Origin of the sequence: Mucilaginibacter sp. 14171R-50, from assembly GCF_010093045.1 — a bacterium.
GTDB lineage: Bacteria > Bacteroidota > Bacteroidia > Sphingobacteriales > Sphingobacteriaceae > Mucilaginibacter.
In genome coordinates, this window is the sequence record NZ_CP048115.1 from 4,487,460 (window position 1) to 4,508,764 (window position 21,305).

Below are 21,305 nucleotides of genomic sequence, written 5' to 3' on the forward strand. Positions count from 1 at the left end.
TTATAGCTTTGCTTTGTAAAGCAATCGGATATAAGTTAAATAAACATTTGTCGCCTAAACTTTTTATCTCTATACAAAGATGTGTGTCCTGCGCCTCATTCCCTACTACTTTGGTGCGTTTATAAAAAAATATAAGCTTTATAAACATTAAAACGCTTATTTACAGTAACTTATATTGCTTTTTTTAGTGAAAAATATAATCAATATTAACACTTTTATGGGCAAAATATGTTAAAAAAGTATGCTATATAGTTTTTAAAGTATCTAAAATGATACAGAAACATGTTTTCATTATCCAATGGTATCAACAGCTTTTATATCCATAATACGCTGTTCAAACTGTTCAGGATTTTTAGACTTTGCTTTGATACGCATCTTGTATACATAAATGGTGTTTACAGAATATTCAAGGATCTTGGCAATGGTTTCGTTATCATTTATACCCATGCGGATTAGGGCGAATATGCGCAGATCGGTGTTTAGTACCTCGTGCTCATGCGGCCATATCTGGTCTTTTTCTTCAAACTGAGAATTAAATACCGAGATAAAATTTGGAAATATCTTAAGAAAAATATGGTCAAAGCTGTAGTATAACGCCTCGCGCTCTTTCTTAATATTTATACCGTTGATTATCAGACGGATGTCGTCATACTTTTTTATAGATAACTTGGTATCAACCGACATTTTAAGTTTCTCTAATTTTAGTATATAGCCGGATATGATCTTGAAAAATTGACCTATATATTCTTCCTTAATATGGGCGTCTTCAACCAGTTTATAATTAATATCTTTTAACTGTACGTTCTGGTCTTCAATAATGCGTTCCTTGTGTTTAAGTTTCCCCAGTTGCTTATATATCATTACCGAAAACAAAATAACTAACGATGCAAGGGCCGTAATAGCCAGCAAATACATCAGGATGGTTTGTTTTTCTTTTTCAGAGTGGTTTAATTCTTCGGCCGCAACCAAAGGTAAAATGGCACCAATCTGTATTTTACGCTGCCTTGCACCATAAAAATCTGCATCAGCCTTAGCCAGTTGGATAAAAGCATAAGCATCTTTTATATTACCTGATTTATATAACTGCTCGGCAAGGGTGAAAAGCGCTACAGTCTCTTTCGTCGACGATTTAATATCAGCAATGGCCGATTGTGCAAGCAAGGCTACCCCCTCCTTCCTGCGGTCGCTGTTGAGGTAAATCTGCCCCAAAGAGCAGGTTATCATCGCCCGCAGGTGCATAGATACAGGCGCATTGGGCGCTGCAAGTTTGCTAAGCTCCTGCGATCCGTTTATATTATCATTCTCGGCAACGTGTTTCAACCCTGTATAGTAAATACGGTTTACCGAGCCGGGTTTGCTTAGCTTTATAGCCGAATCAATATAGGCGTAGCCTTTTTTGATGTAATCGGGGGCAAAATATTTATCGCTGTTATATTTCGCAAGATCGGTATTGCAGCGATACATAATAAAATAATATTCCACCTTCATCGAATCGTTAAGCACTTTCGGGTCCACCGCACGCATACTATCGAAGGTTTCTTTGAACATCCCGGATGAAAGTAAAATAAACCCAAGCTTTATCTGGCTGTAATACGCGCGCGACATATCGTTCATAGATACGCTGATATCCTTGAGCTTATTTACATACACATACGCCGAATCGTATTGGTACGATTTATATTCATCATATAACTGCAGGCAAATATCATATTGCTTAGCATAATTGAGTCTGGAGGTGGTGCGTTGTAATTTCTTTAAACGGAGTATGCGCGCCTGCTTGGCGTTATCGTATATGTTTTTGCGACTTATTTCGGTTTTTAACGCTGTAAGAATGGTGTCTGTACCGGCGCCGATAGTAATAACAGGATAGGCCAGGGACAGGGTAAATAAAACCTTCAGAAAAAACCGCATACTTGTTTACAAAAAAAGGGATTTAACTTAAACGCTATAAAACAAGCCATAAATGCAGCTGCTGATCAAGTTGATTAGTGGTAACGCTGGTTATAATTTGCTTGGTTTTATAGATCAACTGGTAAATCTACCTGAACGTAATATTACTAATTATCTGCCAAATTTGTTACAAAACACACATTTTTATAAAACCCCTAATAAAAAAGCCCGCAGCGTATAAATAAGATGCGGGCAGCTGTATTTAACAGAAAAATCTCTTAAATCTTATAGCTAAAACATACCGGAATGGCTCGATAAAAAGCGAGGATCAGTAATTGGCTAATACAGTAATATTGTCGCTAATGGGCGATATTTTTTGCAGGCCGTTCAAAAAGCTTAATCCAACTATAAAACTAAAGCCCGCAACAGTGCCGCCCATCTCTTGTATCAACTCGCTGGCAGCTGTTACCGTACCGCCCGTAGCCAGCAGGTCGTCATGTATCAGTATCCGGTCGCCAGGGTTAAAGGCGTCGGTGTGTATCTCTATAGTAGCCGTGCCATACTCCAGATCGTAAACTTTCTGGTTAACGGTATGTGGCAGCTTACCCGCTTTGCGCACCGGTATAAACGGCAGTCCCAACCTGTTTGCAAGGGCCAGGCCGAACAAAAAACCCCGGCTTTCTACCCCCGCTACGGCATCAATATGCATACCCTGAAGTTTTTCAATAAAGGCATCATTAATTTTTTCGCAAAGCGCCGGATCTTTTAATATAGGGGTAATATCCTTAAATATGATGCCCGGCTTCGGGAAATCGCGAATATCGCGTATAGCTGTTTTAATTTGCTGCTCTATCATCTATAAATTAAATAAGGTTCAATTTTACGCAAAATTCCTGCATCAATAATGGCGATATTTTCCATATCGCTGATGGATGCATAGTCGCCATGCTGTTTGCGGTATTCTATAATGGCATTCACCTGCTTATAATTAAGGTATGGCATCAGGCGCAATTTATCAAAGCTGATGGTATTAATATTAAGCTTGCGAATGTTAGCTGCATCAACTCTAACCTGCCCTGCTATCTCTTTATACTTCAACTCGTCTATCCCATAAACTTCCTTTAGTTGTTCTTTTGCAACAAATCCCCCCAACCTTTCGCGGTAGTATATGATACGCTTTGCAAATGCAGGGCCAACACCCTCAACGGATGTTAAACCGGCTGAATCGGCACTATTTAATTCTACAAGTGCTGTAGGTGGGGCCTTCTCTTCCGGGATAACAACATAAGGCGCTAAGCGCTCATAATCGCTTGTTGTAAGACCGTATATTTTTTTTAAGTCATCCGCCTTCCGAAATCGGCCGCCTTTGGTTATATAGTTTTTTATGGTTTCCGCTTGTTTAGTTGTAATCCCGAGTTTTTGCCAGTCAGCCGCGGCGGCGGTATTGGGGTTGAACTTAAAAAGCGGGGTTCGAGACATTTTAAGGCTGTTTAAAGACTTCCGGCCGGCATTATTAAGCGCCGCTATATTGCTTTTGAATTCCGTAACGTTTATTGTAGTATCTTTGCTAAAGCATTGATAAACGTACGGTGCGGCAAGCGCCGACGCTATTAATAACAGCAGCACAACCATGCCATTCCATTCTTTTTTAGTAAGGGAGATGTGATTTTTGAACTGCGCTTTCATTAACGGCCATTGAGTTGTTAAATTAATAATTTTCGACAGATCTATTGCTTTTAGCATGAAAATAATAACCACCGAAGAGTTTGCAAAGGCTACCAAACTGGATAAACTTAAAATGCCCGGCCTGGCAGCTTTGTTGATGGAGCTCATGAAAATAAACCAGGTGAATGACCTGTTTGCGCAGGCCCAACCCAAAAAAGGCCCCGAGTTTATCGACGCTATTTTAAAAGGCTGTGGTATTGAAATCGATTTTGACGAAAATGAGTTAAAGCATATACCTAAAAATGGCGCTTTTATAGCCATTGCCAACCACCCCTATGGCGGAATAGAAGGACTGGTACTGCTTAAAATATTAACCATGGTTAGGCCCGACGCCAAACTGATGGCTAATTTTCTGCTAAAAAAGATACCTAACCTGAGTGATTATTTTATCGCTGTAAACCCTTTTGAGAACGTTGAGCATTCGTCAAGCATAAGCGGGCTAAAAAATACGTTGGAACTACTGGCAAAGGGTACGCCTATCGGTATCTTCCCGGCGGGCGAAGTATCTACCTTTAAAATAGAAAAACAAGAGGTTACCGACAGGCTTTGGCACCCGGTAGTGGGCAAGATCATAGCCAAGGCAAAAGTGCCCGTGGTGCCCATATATTTTCATGGCAATAATGGTGTGCTGTTTAACCTACTTAGCCTGATACATCCCACCCTGCGCACCGCCAAGCTGCCATCGGAGTTGTTTAACAAGCAGGGCCACACTATAAAGCTGCGCATTGGTAAGCCCATAAAGGTTGAGGATATACCTGATAATGCAAACAGCGCTAAAATACTGAACTTTTTGCGCGCCAAAACTTACGCACTGGGTGCCGGTTTAGACGAGGAAAAAAGGCTGTTTAACCCACGTAACCTTTTTAAGATAAAAAAACAGCCCCAAGCCATTGTGCCCGAAACACCATCGGCCAGATTGGAGCAGGAAGTTGCCCCACTACGCGAAAACTATAAGATCTGGACCGAGAAAAACTACGAAGTTTTCATCGCCCCGACCGCGCAAATACCCTGTATCATCCGCGAGATAGGCCGCCTGCGCGAGATCACATTCCGTGAGGTTGGGGAAGGCACCAATAAAGCTACCGACCTTGATGAATACGATATTTACTACCACCACCTGTTTATTTGGGATACCGAGGCTAAAGTAATAGTGGGCGCTTACCGCATTGGCCTGGGCGATGAGATATTTTATGGCGTTGGAAAAAAGGGATTTTACATTAACGAATTATTTAAGCTAAAAGAGCAGTTCACCCCTATACTGAAAAAAAGCCTTGAGTTGGGCCGGTCGTGGATACGTAAAGAATATCAGACCAAGCCCCTGCCATTGTTTTTGCTATGGAAGGGCATCCTGAAGTTTGTGATAGATAATCCGCGCTATCGTTACCTGATAGGTCCGGTGAGCATCAGCAATTCATTCTCACAGTTCAGTAAATCGCTTATTGTAGATTACATTAACCGCAACCATTTTGATCACGAAATGGCGCAGTATGTAAAGCCCCGCAAAAAGTTTAAGGTGAACCTGGAAAATATTGATACCGACCTGCTGCTATCGGGCGGCGACTCATTTAAAGGGCTCGACAACCTGATATCGGAAATTGAGACGCATAATATGAAGGTGCCTGTGCTGCTGCGTCAGTACCTGGCCTTGAACGCTCATATCATCAGTTTCAATATCGACCCTAAATTCGCCGATTGCCTGGACGGTTTCCTGGTGTTAGACCTGCAAAAAGTACCGCAGGATATATTGGAGAAATTGGGGAAGAACCTTTAACCGCACTTATCACAGAGGGGACCAAGCAACCTCATTCGGATAGTTGTACACCTTGTATAAGCGACTTGCTTAAAGAGATTGCTTTGTCGCTACGCTCCGCGCAATGACGCGTGTAGAAAACGGCTAATACCTCAATCCAAATCTTTTAGTCAAACTATACAATACCCATAGCGGGGTTACGGCCAGCAATTTGGTATCGTCGTTAAATGATTCTTCGTTCCCTTCAATTTTACCGCCAATAAATTGCCCGGTTAACCCAACTATCAACGCTACTACGCTTAACATGGCCAAAGGAGTGCCGCCGGCTTTCTCGTATTGCTCCAACTGCATAACGCCATAGCTGAGGCCAAAAAGCAAAAATAACGCGAAGTATGATAAGAGTGGTGACAGCTTCAAATAGAAATATATGGCAAAGGCGATAACAAACGATGCCCAGTTAAAGTAGCCATTATATTTGCCCAAAAAGCCGATATGCGGGAAAGGCAGTGCCCATGCCATACCCAATATCCCCAGCACCATTATCGGCACAAAAACGTAATGAAGCAACCGGTTAGCAGGGTTTTGGTGACTGGTGTCTAAACGGTCGAAATAAACTTCGATCTTGCGTTTATCGCCAGGCTTAGCTGAAGTGGTCTTGATATTTGAATGCTGCTTACCCATTTAAGAATAAAAAGCCCTCCCCTGAAGGGGAGGGTTTGGTGGGTTATTACTTAGCAAATGCTACTGAACGGGTTTCCCGGATAACGGTAACTTTTATCTGGCCCGGATAGGTCATTTCTGTTTGTATACGGTTTGATATATCTGCCGCCAGGATCTCAGATTGCGCATCCGAGATCTTTTCGCTCTCTACCACAACCCGCAATTCGCGGCCGGCTTGTATAGCGAATGTTTTTTCGACGCCCGGATACGATAAAGCAAGCTCCTCAAGCTCTTTTAAGCGCTTGATGTAACTTTCTACCACCTCGCGGCGTGCGCCCGGCCTTGCGCCTGATATGGCGTCGCAAACCTGTATTATCGGCGACAGCATTGATGTCATTTCTACCTCGTCGTGGTGGGCGCCAATGGCATTACATACTTCGGGGTGTTCTTTATATTTTTCGGCAAGCTGCATGCCCAAAATAGCGTGCGGCAATTCGGGGTTATCATCAGGCACTTTACCAATATCGTGCAGTAGGCCCGCGCGTTTGGCCAGTTTCACATTCAAGCCCAACTCTGCGGCCATAGTAGCGCAGAAGTTAGCCACCTCGCGCGAGTGCTGCAACAGGTTTTGCCCGTATGAAGAGCGATAACGCATACGCCCTACCATCCTGATCAGTTCGGGGTGCAAACCGGTAATACCCAGGTCAATTACGGTCCGCTCACCTATCTCAACAATTTCTTCTTCTATCTGCTTTTTGGTTTTGGCAACCACTTCTTCAATGCGCGCCGGGTGGATACGTCCGTCCGTCACCAGGCGGTGCATAGCCAAACGGGCAATCTCGCGCCTAACCGGGTCAAAACCCGACAGGATGATCGCTTCCGGGGTGTCATCCACAATAATTTCAATACCGGTTGCTGCTTCCAGCGCACGGATGTTACGTCCTTCGCGGCCAATGATACGGCCTTTTATCTCATCATTCTCGATATTGAAGATAGACACCGTATTCTCGATAGCGCTTTCGGTAGCGGTACGCTGTATGGTTTGAATAACAATTTTCTTCGCTTCTTTAGTTGCCGTTAATTTGGCCTCGTCAACTATGTCTTTTATTTGCGCCATAGCTTTACTGCGGGCTTCTTCGCGCAGGTTATCCACCAATTGGTTTTTGGCATCCTCGGCGCTCAGGCCTGCAATGGTTTCAAGCTGTGCAACGTGCTGGTTCTTCAAATGCTCAACTTCGTCCTGCTTTTTTACCAATATATCGGTTTGGGCTTCCAGTTTTTTACGGGCATTATCCAGCTCAATCTCCTTGCGGTTCATGTTCTCCAGCTTCTGGTTAAGCGATTGCTCTTTTTGCTTGATGCCGTTCTCGCGCTGGTTCAGCACATTGTTTTTTGCGTTTACGTCCTGTTCGTGCTCGGCCTTCATTTGTAAGAACTTCTCTTTTGCTTCCAAAAGGCGGTTCTTTTTTAATATTTCGGCGTTATTCTCTGCATCCTTAAGTATCTTTTTTACTTTGTTCTGGGCGCCTATTTCCTGGTCTTTAAAAAGCTTGCGTAGCAGGAAACGCCCTATGACGATCCCTGTAGGGACACCCATAAGGAGCCCGATAATAATGTATAATATATTGTTCATTGGTTATTTAGGTTATATAAATAAAAAAACCGCAACTAAACTTCTAAGTGTTCATGTATCGTAAAAACTTCTTGTCGGATGGAGTGGATCACGGGTTCCCGTTAAATACACGATCAACGCATGCCTCTTGTAATCCGAAGATATTGAAGCGTTAAGTTTTTAATAGTGAAAACTTAAAATTTAACTGCGGTTAAATCTTAATAGCTCTGGTTGGCTAAAAGCTTAAAGACTAAAGCTAAAAGCTTTTCAGGGCTTTTGCTTTGTGCTGTTTGCTTTCAGCTCATTTTAAAGAACGTTATTGTTTCGAAAAAAAATCGTTCAGCAAATGATCTAACTGGTAAACCTTTTCGGCTACCTCGGTATCTTCCGTAGTAACCTTTTTATCCGCCTTTAATGATGATGTTGCATAATGCAGCACACACATCGAAAGCAAATCCTGTTTATCCCTGACCGCGTAATTTTCCTGGTACTCTTTTATACGGTCGTTGATCAGTTTAGCTGCCCTTCTTATAATTTCCTCTTCTTCCATGTTTACCTTTAAGGGGTAAACCCGGTCGGCAATGTTTATTTTTATTGAGATTTCTCCCATTTGAGCTTTTCACTTTCTGTATTACTTTTTTAGCAATACAATACACTTATCTATTTCCTGCACAAAGTCGTTAATTTTTTGCTTAATGTCAACACTTTTTTCATTTGTTTCTGAAAACGACTTAGCAAGTTTCAATACACGAAGCTTTTCTTCCAGGTCTTTTGTTTTGTTAGTACTGGCTTTTAAAGCCACGTTCAATGCTTCGCTTTCCAGTTTCAGCAGATCATTTTCTTCCTGCAATGCAGCACAAAGCTCAATTAACCTTTCGGTTTTTTCTACAACTTTATTTAATTGTTCTGCAACTGAGGCCATTGGTTTGATTAAACTCTAAATGTAATTTCTAAATCCTAAAAGGAGAAAATTCTAAATTCTAATCTCTAAATTCTAAAGGGCAGCTAATTAGGATTTAGAACTTAGGGTTTAGAATTTAAGCTTTAGCTTACTTCCTTATCTCCGCTCCTGCTTCTTTGCCTAAATTATAAATTAATTTCTGCATCAGGGTATCAATTGCCTTATCGGTTAAAGTTTTTTCGGTGTCCTGCAGGGTAAAACTCAGCGCGTACGACTTTTTACCTGCGGGCAGTTTATCGCCCTGGTAAACATCAAACACGTTTACCTCTTTCAAAAGCTTTTTGTCCGTCCGGCCGGCTATCTGCTTTAGCTGCCCGAAAGTTATGGCTTTATCTACCAGCATGCTTAAGTCCCTGCGCACTGCGGGAAATTTTGATACCTCCTGGTAAACTATCTTGTTCTTACGCACCGCAGCAAGCACCAGGTCGAAGTTAAAGTCGGCATAAAAAACCTCTTTATCCACATCAACCTTTTTTAACGCGTTGGCGCCTACCGGGCCAAACTTAACCAGTTGCTTGCCATTTAGCAAGTATTGCAGGCCAAAAGCCAGTTTGCTGCAGGTAGCATCTTCTACCGCAAAGTCGGTTATTTTAAGGCGCTGTAATATGCCATCGACAATAGCCTTGATATTGTAAAAAGTTACCGGCTTTTGCTTTTGGTTCCATTGCTCGGCGGTATTAGCACCGGTAATGAATACGCTGAAGCGCTGTGTTTCGATAAACTTATCATCTTTTGTGGCGTATACTTTACCAAATTCGTAAAGCTTCAGGTCGGCACTACGGCGGTTTTGGTTGTAGGCAATAGCTTCTAAACCCGAGTATAACAAGGTTTGGCGCATGGCGTCCAGGTCGCTGCTGAGCGGGTTCACTATTTTAACAGCCGTATCGGGGTTATCCGAGTAGCTGAGTTTGGTAAGCGAGTTGGCCAGCATCTCGTTAAAGCCGTTCGCGCTAAGCAAGTCGGCAATTACGTTTTGCACGGTATCCTTTTCGGGCCGTACTGAGTTGTTGAGTGACGCCCTGATCTGTGTAGGTATCTCGATGTTATTATAACCATAAATACGCAGTATCTCCTCTACCACATCCACATCGCGTGTTACATCCACACGGTATGGGGGCACTTTGAGGGATAAGCCTTCGGCGGTTTCGCTCACAATCTGTATATCCAGGGCAGTAAGGATGCTTTTAATGGTATCGTTGCCAATGGCCTTGCCTATCAGTCTGTTAATAGTATTATAAGTGATATCAACGGCAAACGGCGCTACGGGTGCAGGGTAATGGTCAAATATATCAGAGGTTACCTGTCCACCCGCAACCTGCTGTATCAACAAGGCCGCGCGCTTAAGGGCAAACACGGTCATATCCGGGTCGGTACCGCGCTCAAAACGAAACGAAGCATCTGTTTTTAACCCAAACCTTTTGGCCGTTTTACGTACCGATACCGCGTTGAAATAAGCGCTCTCCAGGAAGATGCTGGTAGTATTTTCATTCACGCCTGATTTTGCGCCGCCAAATACACCGGCAATACACATCGGTTCTTCGGCATTGCATATCATCAGGTCATCGGCGGTGAGCTTGCGTTCAACATCATCCAACGTTGTAAAAGAAGTGCCCTCGGCTACGTTCTTCACAATAACGGTGTTTCCGGTAATAGCAGCGGCATCAAAGGCATGTAAAGGCTGGCCCAACTCGTGCAGTACATAATTGGTAACATCAACCACGTTGTTAATGCTGCGCACACCTATCACCGCTAAACGTTCTTTTAGCCACGCAGGCGAATCGCCAACCTTTATACCCGAAATGTTTAAGCCCGAATATCTTAGGGCAGCCGCCTCGTTCTCAATTATAACCTGTGTAGGGTTGTCTTTTTTAACGATCGTAAACCCACTTACATCAGGCTTGTTTATCTCCAGTTTCAAAAAAGCCGCTATATCCCTTGCCGTACCCAGGTGCGATGCCGCGTCGGCACGGTTAGGGGTCAGGCCTATCTCGTACATGTAATCGTCGTTCAGCTTAAAATAGTCTTTAGCTGCCGTGCCTATTGCAGTATCTGCATCAAGCACCATAATACCGCCATGGTCGGTGCCCAGGCCTATCTCGTCTTCGGCACAGATCATCCCTTCGGATGCCTCACCCCTAATCTTTGATTTTTTGATGGCAAACGCCTCGCCGCTTGTTGGGTATAAGGTTGTGCCAACGGTTGCTACAACCACCTTTTGGCCTGCCGCCACGTTATTGGCGCCGCAAACAATTTGCAGGTCTTCGCCGGTGCCTACATCAACCTTAGTAATGTGCAGATGGTCGGAGTTTGGGTGATCGATGCATTCTTTTACGTAGCCGATAACCAGGCCTTCCAAACCGCCGGGTATGGCCTGTACCTTCTCAAGGCTTTCAACCTCTAAGCCGGTACCTGTAAGTATGGCAGATAATTCCTGAGGGGTTTTATCTGTATCAATAAATTCTTTAAGCCAGTTGTACGATATCTTCATTATAGCAGCAAAGATATGATTTGAGGGCGAAAGGTTAAAGGCTAAAGGCGAAAGGTTTTACCCTGCTATTTTTGCGGCTTAGTCCGTCCGTTTACCTATGCGGACAGTGCGGAACATCGCGGACAACCTGCAAACATTTGTCCGTACCGTCCGGATACTTCCGTAATCCGGAACGGACGGACAAACATCGTTTACTTATTCATCATCACCGGTACTGTTGTCACCATCATCCAGGTTAAGGGTGTATGATGGCTCTGCAGCGTCGTAAGCCTGGTTGGCCTGGTCGGTTTCGTCGGTTTCGCCAATATCGTTATTGGTTTCATCAAAGCCGTTGCTGTGGATATCCTGCTGGCTCATCTGCTCCTCATTCTCGGTTTGGCTCAACTGGTCGTCTTGTTGTAATTGATCGTCCTGATCGTTAGGTTGCTCTATCATGATGATTTTAGATTTTAGAATTACGATTTTAGATATTGTAATTAGAACAGCTTATACCACCGGTTGTTTGGAATTTTTCGCAAAGCTGGTTTTAAAAAGACAAAAGCGCCTCACGCCTATTTAACAGTACAAAATCTAAAATCGTACATCTAAAATCCGAAATCACAACAGTCCTTCGTCCCCAAAGCTAAAATACCCGCCATCGGTAATGATCAGATGATCCAGCACGTTAATATCCAGCATACGGCCGGCATCGGCTATCTTTTTCGTTAGCACAAGATCTTCGCGGCTCGGCTTTAAATTACCCGAAGGGTGGTTATGCACCATAATAATAGCGCTGGCCTGGTGCTGCAATGCCATATGGAAGATGATCTTCGGGTCGGCAACGGTGCCACTAAGCCCGCCCTTGCTCACCAGTTCCTTGGCCAGCACTTTGCTTGAACGGCCTATCAGCATTATCCAAAACTCCTCGTGGTTCAAATCCATCAAATGGCGGCGCATAATATTGTACCCATCACGGCTGCTTTTTACTTCATCAAGCACCTTTATTTCGGTATCGCCCCTGCGGCGGCCAATCTCCAACGCGGCTATGATAGATATGGCCTTAGCCTCTCCCACGCCTTTAAACTTGCACAGTTCGCTTATGCCTGCTTTGCCGAGCTTATTCAGGTCGTTATCATAATGATGCAGGATGCGCTTACTTAACTCAACAGCACTTTCATCACGGCTGCCGCTGCCTATCAATATGGCTATCAGTTCGGCATCGGTAAGGGCGCGCCTTCCCTGCCCGCTCAGCTTTTCGCGCGGGCGGTCTTCCTCGGCCCATGATTTAATGCTTATTTTATTGGGGTAGTCTTCCACTTGGTTTAGGGATTATCTGCACCTAAAAATAGAAAAATATTTTTACTCACCCCCTGCCCCCTCTATCCTCCGCAAAGAGGGAGTTTTTCTTTTACTTTTCACCCTCTTTGCGTAGCAGAGAGGGTCGCGCGCGAAGTGCCACGGGGCTGAGTATCCCTCCCGCACATCCAACAAAAAAGGGATAATACTTTCGTACTATCCCTTTTTAATATATTGATTAAGCTATTAGCTTAAAGCGTTTACAAATTTTGTAAGCTTTGATTTATTGTTCGAAGCTTTGTTTTTGTGAATAACGTTCTTTTTAGCCAAACGATCTAACATCGAGATCACTTTCGACAATAAAGGTGTAGCATCAGCTTTGGTGGTAGTACCTCTCAGTTTCTTGATCGCGTTTCTGGTGGTTTTTGCCTGGTACCTGTTACGCAGACGCTTCGCAGCGTTTGCCCTGATTCTTTTTATGGATGATTTATGATTTGCCATCGTATAGCTTTGTTATTCTTTTTCTTTTATTTTGAGGTTGCAAATATAGGCACACAAATTTAAATATGCAAGGCTATTTATGTTATTTTTAAATTGTGGATAAATAGGTTGTTGGTTCATTTGCTTGTTGGTTCATTTGCTCATTGGTTCATTGGTTATTAGTACATGTCCGTTCTGTCCTCATGGGTCCGGGCAGTTTAGCGGACGGACGGAATTAATAGTACGGCCGGCATTATCGTTAGCTCTTATAGCGTTACCTTCGGCCCGGGTTATCCGCTCATACTGCACAGGCCTTAGGCGCCATGCCGGTACCCGCTTCTACCCCTAACGCACAGGAAAGGCTAAACCTTGGTTGAGCAGATCTCATCAATGTTCAGGGTTTCCTTCACGGCAGCAAACCTGAAAAAAGTAAGCAAACATTTCTTTTACGCTGTCACAAAAATCGCCATATTTACTGTGCATGAAGCGTGCCCTTATAACCAGCGTCTCCGGCATAGCCATAATTATCTTTTGCTCCTCGTGGGGTTTCTTCGCGCATTACCGCATTAACCGGCTGGCGGTTTTTACACTGCCTAAGGGTATGGCAGGTTTTTACAAGGCCAACATCGGCTTTATAACAGAACATGCCGTTAGCGCCGATAAAAAGCGCTATGTAGACAGCACCGAAGCCCCTCACCATTTTTTTGACGCAGACCACTACGGTAAGCAGCCATTCAGAGATGTGCCGCAGCATTGGATCGACGCGGCGGCCAAATACTCGAGCGATACGCTTAACAAGTACGGCACCGTTCCTTGGGCTATAGCATCAAATTACTACTGGCTGGTAAAGGCGTTTAAGGCGCACGATACCACCTCAATCCTCATCACATCATCAAACCTGGCGCATTATATATCCGACGCGCATACACCGCTGCATTTAACGGAAAACTACGATGGGCAGCTCACCGGTCAGGCTGGTATCCACGCCTTATGGGAAAGCCGCCTGCCCGAGTTATTCAGCAATGCATACAACTACAATGTGGGTAAGGCCAGGTATATAGCAAACCCGCTGGCCGAGGCCTTTAAAATATGCCGCGGCTCATTTAAATGTGCCGATACCGTGCTAAGGGCAGAACGTTTGTTGAATAAATCGTTCCCGGCCGCACAAAAATATGCCTTGGAGCAGCGTGGCGATCGCAAAATAAAAGTATATTCAGTAGCTTATAGCAAGGCTTACCACAAGCGCCTCAGGGGCATGGTGCAAAGGCAAATGCGGGCATCTATATTAAGCGTAGGCAGCTTTTGGTTTTCTGCATGGGTTGATGCCGGGCAGCCCGACCTGGATAAGTTGATCGCGAAACCGTTGACGAAGTATGAAAGGCAGCAGATCGACAAAGAACAGGCTTTGTATAAAGCGGGGAAAGTGTTAGTTTTAGGTACGCCATAATTCCTCATGAAATCATTTGTTTACTTCATTCTGATCGCTGTGATCACAAGCGGTTATGGCGAAAAGTGCACCGCACAACAGGCGGGTGCTGACGGCAACAAAAAGGTAAAGTTATCGATCATTAACAAAGTTAAATCGTTAAGGGAAACCAAACTTTTTTTCAAGGACGCAAGTGCCGCAAAACCGTTGATAATAACGGATGATGAACCTAACCCAACGTTCAATAATTACTGGGGAGTGCAGGTGGGGATAAGTAACATGGATATGTTTAGGACCAGCTTCCACTTCTACGTCGATCCAAAAACATTAAACGTATACTATCTTGATACTTTTACCGATTCAGGGCTTCAACTCTTAACATTACCACAATGGCGGCAATGGCGTAAAAAAGCTGCGTGGAAAAATCTGCATTACTATAAATATAGCGGGGATAAATTGATATTTTTAGATAAAAAATAATAAGCTTAGAGAAAAATCAGCCAAAGCAATAACCATTATCAAAACGGCATAAACCTTGGTTTTATCGTATTGGCTGCCCCCTTTTACTCATCTTACTTTTGATGATGGCGAATATTGGCGGAATAATGGATACCAGTATGATGATAATAGCCACCAGCGAAAAATTCTTCTCGATGAAAGGCACCTTACCAAACCAAAACCCGCAAAATAAAAAGATAAGTATCCAACTTATACCACCAACAATATTATAGAGGCTGTAACGGCTAAATGGCATACGCCCCACCCCAGCCACAAACGGCGCTACGGTGCGTATAATAGGCACAAACCGGCTGAATATTACAGCTTTGCCGCCGTGCTTATCAAAAAAGGCCTTGGTTTGCAGGTAATAACTCAATTTCAGTATCTTATTCTCTTCTTTAAAAACCCTGGCCCCTAAAAACTTACCCAACATATAATTTACCGTATTACCGGTGATAGCCGCTATTATCAGAATAACCGTTAGCAAATAGATATCAAGGCCTGATTTGCCCCCGGCAATTAAGGCGCCGGCAGCAAACAGCAGCGAATCGCCCGGCAGGAAGGGTGTAACCACAAAACCGGTTTCAGCGAAAATGATCACGAAGAGTATAAGGTATGTCCAGCTTTGGTATTCACTGGTTATTTGTACCAGGTGCTTATCAATGTGTAAAATAAAGTCGATGATACTGTGTATTATTTCCAAGGCTTTAAAATTTTAACAAAAATATAAAGATAAAACAGATACCCAACCTTAATATTTTGTGCCGGGGGGCAACGTGTTTAATATAACATTGGTGCCATAGGTTGCGGTATCAGCCCTGTTAGAAAGGCCATAAAAATACATAGTATATAATTTACCGTCGGCAATGGTAAAATTCGGCCGACCCGACAAAACGGTTTTTGGGTCGCGGGTAGCGCTCACATTAAGGTTATAACTACCTGCCGTTAACTCTATAAAACCGGTTTGGCCTTTATAGGTGACATTTTTAAAGGCAATGGTATCGTTAGCTGTTAAATTTAAAGCGGGGCTGTTGGGCGATGCATTAACAAATCTTATTTTACCACGGCCATTGCCAGGCGTGCTGCCGGTATCGATAGTTAAAATGGATGTTAGCGAACTATCAGACAGCAAGCCGGTAACAAACCATGTATATGGTAAATTTGGTTTTAAAGAACCTCCTAAACTCAGCAAATTTGTAGGGCTTACACCGTTCACCGTTTGAGCCGTCCTTATTTGCAGGGGCGTATCAATACTGTTAATCAAAAAATAATCTGACGCGTTGGGGTAGCTATAAGCTGCTGTGCTTTGCCTTATATAAAAGGCATACAGGTTAAAAGGCTGTATGTCGGGGCTTAAATTCACAATTTTCAATCGGGCATTTAAGCCGCTGCTGGCACTTACCCCGGTTTTGCCGCACGATGCAAGAATAGGTATAACCATACCTAATGTTATAAATAAACACAGGCCCAATAATATGCCGCTTTTATTTTTATTAGCCATAGCTACTTATTTATGATTAAACCCGTACCTGATGATGCGCTGCCTGCGGTGCTTAGTGCCCCTTTTGTAAAAAGGGTATAAGCCCGGCGGCTTTGCAAAGTGCGCTGCTCATCGCTCAATAGTTCGGTTGTACCCGCTTTGTAAATACGTATGCGCTTTACGCCCGGGTTAACTTCTAAAAATACACTGGCGGATTTAAATGTCCGCGCCTTAAAATTTACAGTATCGCCAACAAAAACGTCTACACCACCCAGGTTGGGAGATGTATGAACAAAACGTATGGTGGTTACGGTATCTGGCAGTGTGTACAAGCTATCAGTGGTAGTAAATGTATTTTCCAATGTGCCGTCGGTAATATATAATGAATATATACTGCCCGAATCCAGCGGTAACCGCAGATCGAACAGCTCCACAGGCGATCCCATTTTTTTTGCCTGGTAGTTTTGCTCGCCAAGCGGCGTAGAGATATACCCTGTTGAGCCCTGCGGATATGATGAGGCCAGCGTATTAAGCCTGCTGCCGTTCACATAAAAATTAAGTGTATCGGTGGATGCGTTAATGAAATTTATAAGCGTAGTAGGTTTAGTTATAGGGGCATCATCTCCTTTTTTACAGGATTGCACCCCTAAAAAAGCCATAAAAACTATAAAAATAAGTCTGTTTACTTTCATTATTAACAAGCAGATGCTATATAACTCAATTATAATGGTTTTTGTTATAAGGCGCACAAAAAAGTCCGGCTTGTGCCAGACTTTTTTGAGTTGAACTGTGGCTGGTTGATTGGTGAGTAGTTAGTATCCGGGCGGCAACCACTCACGATTCACTCCCGCTACTTACCGGTTACGCGTAGCTATTTAGCATTACCGGCATTACCAGCATTAATACATCTTCATTTTCGTCGCCGCCTTGTGGCAGCAGTAAGCCTGCGCGGTTAGGGGTCGACATCTCTAACGACACTTCCTCGCAGTTCAAATTTTTAAGCATCTCTATCAGGAAGCGGGCATTAAAGCCTATTTCCATATCATCTCCTTCGTACTGGCAACTCAGGCGTTCGTGTGCCTCATTGGCGAAATCAATATCTTCTGAGGAAATATTCAACTCGCTGCCGCTTATCTTTAACCTCACCTGGTGAGTGGTTTTATTAGCGTAAATAGCTACGCGATTTAATGAGCCTAAGAATGCCAAACGGTCGATAGAAAGTTTATTTGGGTTTTCCTTCGGGATAACTGCTTCATAATCGGGGTAACGTTCATCAATAAGGCGGCATACTAAATTGATATTGCCAAACTTAAAGAAGGCGCTTGTGCTGTTATATTCAACAGATACGTTCACATCATCTGCCGGCAAGGCTGATTTTAGCAGTGTTAACGCTTTTTTTGGCAATATAAATGATGTGGTGCTGTCGGCCTTTGCATCTTTACGGCGGTAACGTACCAGCTTGTGGGCATCAGTAGCTACAAAGGTAAGGTGCTGGCTGCTTAGCTGGCAAAATACACCCGTCATGGCAGGGCGCAGTTCGTCGTTACTAACAGCAAATATGGTTTTATTAATGGCCTCGCCTAATACAGAAGCGGGCAGGTTTACTGACGATGCGTTCTCAACAACCGGTATCTTCGGAAAATCTTCGCCATTTTCGCCGCTAAGCTTGTACTTACCGTCGCCGGCGCTTATTTCAATAGCAAAGGTACTGTCGTCTACAGAGAAAGCAACAGGTTGCTCCGGTAACGATTTAAGGGTATCCAGCAATATACGCGATGGTATGGCTATACGGCCATTCTCTTTGGCTTCAACTGCCAGCGATGTGGTCATGCTGGTTTGCAAATCGGTGGCAGAAATGGTTAAGTTCCCGTCTTTGATCTCAAACAAAAAGTTTTCCAGTATGGGCAATACGGTGCTGTTGCTTAAAGCACCACTTACAGACTGTAATTGCTTGAGTAGTGTTGATGTGGAAACAATAAATCTCATGATGTTTACTAACGTTTATGTACCAAAAGTATAAAATTTAATGAGCATACTTTCGCTTGCGTATATAATGTTGAAAAATAGCAAATATTAACACTATACCAAGGGGCGCAATATTATTTACCAGTTGCCAAAACAGCTTCTCCTGCCTTATACGGGCACGGTTGAGCAGGCGTATTTGTATCTCTTTGCTGCGTAATGCTATCAGGCCCGAATCATCTGTCATGTAATCGGCCATATTCAAAAGCAGGTTTTTGTTTCCGTAGGTTTGCCGGGTGTAGCGGTCATAACCAAGCGGGTACGGCGAACCATCCGCGCCAACCTGGTTGCGCAATATATCGCCATCGCTCAGCACGATCATTTTTGTAGCCTTACTTTGTTGTAACGGCGATTTTTTATCAGTCAGGCCTTCGGGTACGGGGCGGTTCCTAAAATCCGACTTAAAGCTCCCTTCCAGCAAAACGCCTGTAATTTTCGGCGCGCTCTGAAACTCCGCGGGTTTGGGTTCGTCCTGCAGCGACTGCAGCGATAGCATATGCGGGGCGCTTATTTTTTTATTATATGGCGACGACGTAAGCAGAATGGTTTTCTCTACGTTCTTGACATCAAGCAGATCGATAGTGCTGGCAAACTGGCTGGTAATACCATCAAGGTTTTTAACGATAGGATGCTTGGCAAATGGCAGGTAAACCGGGTTAAACAACCATTGCAGTAATTGTATCTGCGGCTGCCCGCCCACATTGCCCGTATTTACCGGGATAGCTGAACAGTTCATGTCGGCAATCAGGTCGTAATTAATACGTACGCCATAACCAAAAAGCTGGTCGTCTAAATTTAGCTGCTTGTTAAAGGCCAGTTGCTCGCCGCCATGCCCCCGCAGACTGTCCAGTTCGGCACTCACCTGGTCTATCGCCCAGAGTACCCGGCCCCCATGCATAATATACTGGTCAAGCTTATATTTTTCAAGTTCGGTAAAGGCCTTATCGGGCTTGGGTATCACCAGCAGGCTTATTTTGGCAAGGCTATCAAACGGTATACTGGTTAAATTAACACGGCCAACCAAATAACCGTCGGCTAACGATCGCATGGCATCGTTAAGCTCTACGTCAGTAAGTTCGTTATGCCCTTCGGTAAAACCTATGCGCTGCTTACCGCCACTGGTTATTTTTTTTATGGCCGATGTAAAGCCGTACTCTAAATTTTGGATAGAGTTGTTCAACACCTCATCGGGCGCCAAATTCATGTTGTTCTGCGATTGCAGCAGCTTAACCGGGATGCTTTTATCGCCGTACGACACCAAAGCAAAAGGGAATATCACCTTTTGTGAAACACCGTCATCGGTTTTAACGCTCAGGTTTTGTGCCTCGATGCCCTTGGCCTGTAAATCGTCATACGCCTGCTTCTGCTGATCGTTGGACAGGCCTTTTAGCGGATCAGTAAAATCAAACCGGAGTTTGCCATGGCTATATGCCTGCAGGTCGGCCAGCATGTCTCTAACAGATGTTTGCAGCCGTTTCATACCGCCGGGGAAATCGTTTCCCTGCAGGTATACGGTAACGTTAACCGTTTGCGGCAGGCTGCCCATTACTGCACGACTGACAGGTGAAATGGTAAAACGTTTCTCCTTAGTGAAATCGAACCGGGTAAATAGCTTTCCTGATAAGATGCTCAGCGAGAACATAATGCCCAAGGCGCTCAGGAACACCGTATTAACAAATTTTTTACCTGCCTGCCTGTTCAGTACAAAAAGTGTAAGCCAGATAAATAATGTGGCTAAAAGGATAAAATATACCAGGTCGCGGGTATCCAGCACGCCGCGGCTAATAGATTCATAGTGCTGCGTGATACCCAAACTTTGCAGGCCCAGGTTTTGAAGTGATAAAATGGTGCTCAGCGAATCGAACCCGCTATAACAAAAGAAACACAAAAAAACAGCTATGGTAAACGCTATAACCTGGTTTTTGCTTACCGATGATGCAAACAAGCCGATAGCTGCGAATGATGACCCCAACAAAAACAAACCGATATACGAGCCGATAACCGCCCCTGTATCGATATTTCCCTGCGGCGTACCCAATGTGTAAATGCTAAAATAATATACCAGCGTAGGTGCAAGCGCAAAGAGCACTATAACTACGCCCGCAAAATATTTCCCCAACACAATTTGTGCATCAGTGAGCGGGCGGGTCAATAGCAATTCAAAGGTGCCCTCTTTACGCTCCTCGGCCAGTAAACGCATGGTAATGGCAGGCACCAGGAACATAAAAAGGTAAGGGGCAGTGCTAAACAAGCTGTCCAATCCGGCATAACCATAAGCCAGGATACTGGTATCGGGAAACACCCATAAAAACAGCCCCAGAACAAGCAGGAAAACGCCGATGGTAATATAAGCCACCAGCGAGCTGAAGTAGGCAATTATTTCTTTTTTAAGGATGCTGTACACGTTGTTGTGAATATTTAAGGAGTGTGAATTACCATCCAAACCGGTACGCAACCCTGATAGCAGTTTGCCTTAAGCGGCCGCTTCCCCAGTTTTCGTACCTGAAGCCAAAATCAATACCGCTATGTTCCCCTGTAGAGACTATAAAGCCCGGACCAACAGCAATAATGAAAAGGTTCTCCTTGGTGTAATTTGTTTGAAAGGCATTCCCGGCTTCGCCCTCAGCATAAAAACCCGGGCTAAAATAATATTTAACGCCTGCCTTCACAGGTATATAATTTACTGCCGGCTGTGTAGTTGAACTGCCGATTAAAGCGCTTTTATAGTGAAAACTTGTAAAGCCACCGGTAACGCTAAGGCTTAGCGCAGAAACCAACGGTACTTCGGCCTTACCCGAGCCGCCAAAGCCTATAGCAAACACGCTGTTTGCAGGTACGCCGAGTTCGAGGCCGGCACTAAATGCCCTGGTAGGCGTTTGCGCATAAGCGCTACAGGAAAATAACATTAGTAATGCCGACAGTAGTTTTTTCATTTTTGATAAATAGATACCGGCCGAAAATACAATATTATTACGCCAAAATAAAGTGTTTACGGTCCAAATCAGTGTGAGGCATAAATTGAAAAAGCCCGAAATATT

The 21,305-nt window shown here is 44.0% G+C and carries 21 protein-coding genes; 4 read left to right on the forward strand and 17 right to left on the reverse strand.

What is annotated here, in order from left to right; translation table 11 throughout:
• Nucleotides 1–291 precede the first annotated feature (291 nt).
• The gene (locus tag GWR56_RS20295; RefSeq protein WP_162433016.1) at nucleotides 292–1,911 is read right to left on the reverse strand and encodes a DUF6377 domain-containing protein; all 1,620 of its coding nucleotides are present in this window, start codon (nucleotides 1,909–1,911) and stop codon (nucleotides 292–294) included.
• Nucleotides 1,912–1,963: 52 nt separating this feature from the next.
• Between GWR56_RS20295 and GWR56_RS20300 the strand changes: the two genes are divergently transcribed.
• A complete protein-coding gene (locus tag GWR56_RS20300; protein ID WP_162433017.1) occupies nucleotides 1,964–2,131 on the forward strand; it encodes a hypothetical protein in 168 nt (55 codons plus the stop codon).
• Between the two features lie 87 nt (nucleotides 2,132–2,218).
• Here GWR56_RS20300 and GWR56_RS20305 read toward each other — a convergent pair whose 3' ends face one another.
• Nucleotides 2,219–2,746: an adenine phosphoribosyltransferase gene (locus GWR56_RS20305; protein ID WP_162433018.1), complete on the reverse strand. Its 528-nt coding sequence runs from the start codon at nucleotides 2,744–2,746 to the stop codon at nucleotides 2,219–2,221.
• Nucleotides 2,743–3,576, reverse strand: a complete 834-nt coding sequence (locus tag GWR56_RS20310) for a ComEA family DNA-binding protein (RefSeq protein ID WP_162433019.1) — start codon at nucleotides 3,574–3,576, stop codon at nucleotides 2,743–2,745. Before GWR56_RS20310 ends, GWR56_RS20305 begins: the two co-directional genes overlap by 4 nt.
• Before the next feature lie 55 nt (nucleotides 3,577–3,631).
• Here GWR56_RS20310 and GWR56_RS20315 point away from each other — a divergent pair, with 55 nt between their 5' ends.
• Complete coding sequence (locus tag GWR56_RS20315; protein WP_162433020.1) at nucleotides 3,632–5,386, forward strand: lysophospholipid acyltransferase family protein; 1,755 nt, start codon at nucleotides 3,632–3,634, stop codon at nucleotides 5,384–5,386.
• 123 nt (nucleotides 5,387–5,509) lie between these two features.
• Here the strand turns inward: GWR56_RS20315 and GWR56_RS20320 are convergent, their stop codons facing one another.
• The 8 genes from GWR56_RS20320 to rpsT form a co-directional block, all read right to left on the reverse strand.
• Complete coding sequence (locus tag GWR56_RS20320; RefSeq protein ID WP_162433021.1) at nucleotides 5,510–6,046, reverse strand: DUF962 domain-containing protein; 537 nt, start codon at nucleotides 6,044–6,046, stop codon at nucleotides 5,510–5,512.
• 46 nt (nucleotides 6,047–6,092) lie between these two features.
• Nucleotides 6,093–7,658, reverse strand: coding sequence for a ribonuclease Y (gene rny / locus GWR56_RS20325; RefSeq protein WP_162433022.1), 1,566 nt, complete (start codon nucleotides 7,656–7,658; stop codon nucleotides 6,093–6,095).
• Between the two features lie 295 nt (nucleotides 7,659–7,953).
• Complete coding sequence (locus GWR56_RS20330; protein ID WP_134337669.1) at nucleotides 7,954–8,247, reverse strand: cell division protein ZapA; 294 nt, start codon at nucleotides 8,245–8,247, stop codon at nucleotides 7,954–7,956.
• Between the two features lie 21 nt (nucleotides 8,248–8,268).
• Nucleotides 8,269–8,559, reverse strand: coding sequence for a hypothetical protein (locus tag GWR56_RS20335; RefSeq protein ID WP_067052893.1), 291 nt, complete (start codon nucleotides 8,557–8,559; stop codon nucleotides 8,269–8,271).
• Nucleotides 8,560–8,686: 127 nt separating this feature from the next.
• Nucleotides 8,687–11,086, reverse strand: coding sequence for a phenylalanine--tRNA ligase subunit beta (gene pheT, locus GWR56_RS20340; protein ID WP_162433023.1), 2,400 nt, complete (start codon nucleotides 11,084–11,086; stop codon nucleotides 8,687–8,689).
• A 195-nt stretch (nucleotides 11,087–11,281) separates the two neighbouring features.
• Nucleotides 11,282–11,521 (reverse strand): hypothetical protein, encoded by a 240-nt coding sequence (locus GWR56_RS20345; RefSeq protein ID WP_162433024.1) that lies wholly within the window; start codon nucleotides 11,519–11,521, stop codon nucleotides 11,282–11,284.
• Nucleotides 11,522–11,683: 162 nt separating this feature from the next.
• Nucleotides 11,684–12,382 carry a DNA repair protein RadC gene (gene radC, locus GWR56_RS20350; protein ID WP_162433025.1) on the reverse strand — a complete coding sequence of 233 codons (699 nt, stop codon included), beginning with the start codon at nucleotides 12,380–12,382 and terminating at the stop codon, nucleotides 11,684–11,686.
• Nucleotides 12,383–12,607: 225 nt separating this feature from the next.
• Entirely contained in the window at nucleotides 12,608–12,862 is a 255-nt protein-coding gene (rpsT, locus tag GWR56_RS20355) for a 30S ribosomal protein S20 (RefSeq protein ID WP_162433026.1), read from the reverse strand.
• A 460-nt stretch (nucleotides 12,863–13,322) separates the two neighbouring features.
• Here rpsT and GWR56_RS20360 point away from each other — a divergent pair, with 460 nt between their 5' ends.
• Nucleotides 13,323–14,288, forward strand: coding sequence for a zinc dependent phospholipase C family protein (locus tag GWR56_RS20360; protein ID WP_162433027.1), 966 nt, complete (start codon nucleotides 13,323–13,325; stop codon nucleotides 14,286–14,288).
• Between the two features lie 6 nt (nucleotides 14,289–14,294).
• A complete protein-coding gene (locus GWR56_RS20365) occupies nucleotides 14,295–14,747 on the forward strand; it encodes a hypothetical protein (protein WP_162433028.1) in 453 nt (150 codons plus the stop codon).
• Between the two features lie 61 nt (nucleotides 14,748–14,808).
• On the opposite strand, the gene GWR56_RS20370 is transcribed toward GWR56_RS20365, so the two are convergent.
• The 6 genes from GWR56_RS20370 to GWR56_RS20395 form a co-directional block, all read right to left on the reverse strand.
• Nucleotides 14,809–15,468, reverse strand: a complete 660-nt coding sequence (locus tag GWR56_RS20370) for a DedA family protein (RefSeq protein WP_162433029.1) — start codon at nucleotides 15,466–15,468, stop codon at nucleotides 14,809–14,811.
• Between the two features lie 48 nt (nucleotides 15,469–15,516).
• Nucleotides 15,517–16,266 carry a DUF4397 domain-containing protein gene (locus GWR56_RS20375; RefSeq protein ID WP_162433030.1) on the reverse strand — a complete coding sequence of 250 codons (750 nt, stop codon included), beginning with the start codon at nucleotides 16,264–16,266 and terminating at the stop codon, nucleotides 15,517–15,519.
• Between the two features lie 2 nt (nucleotides 16,267–16,268).
• Nucleotides 16,269–16,937 (reverse strand): DUF4397 domain-containing protein, encoded by a 669-nt coding sequence (locus tag GWR56_RS20380; RefSeq protein ID WP_162433031.1) that lies wholly within the window; start codon nucleotides 16,935–16,937, stop codon nucleotides 16,269–16,271.
• Between the two features lie 169 nt (nucleotides 16,938–17,106).
• On the reverse strand, nucleotides 17,107–18,231 hold the full coding sequence (gene dnaN / locus GWR56_RS20385; RefSeq protein WP_162433032.1) for a DNA polymerase III subunit beta: 1,125 nt from the start codon (nucleotides 18,229–18,231) through the stop codon (nucleotides 17,107–17,109).
• A gap of 37 nt (nucleotides 18,232–18,268) precedes the next feature.
• Entirely contained in the window at nucleotides 18,269–20,671 is a 2,403-nt protein-coding gene (gene gldG, locus GWR56_RS20390; protein ID WP_162433033.1) for a gliding motility-associated ABC transporter substrate-binding protein GldG, read from the reverse strand.
• 28 nt (nucleotides 20,672–20,699) lie between these two features.
• On the reverse strand, nucleotides 20,700–21,200 hold the full coding sequence (locus tag GWR56_RS20395; RefSeq protein ID WP_162433034.1) for an outer membrane beta-barrel protein: 501 nt from the start codon (nucleotides 21,198–21,200) through the stop codon (nucleotides 20,700–20,702).
• Between the last annotated feature and the right edge of the window lie 105 nt (nucleotides 21,201–21,305).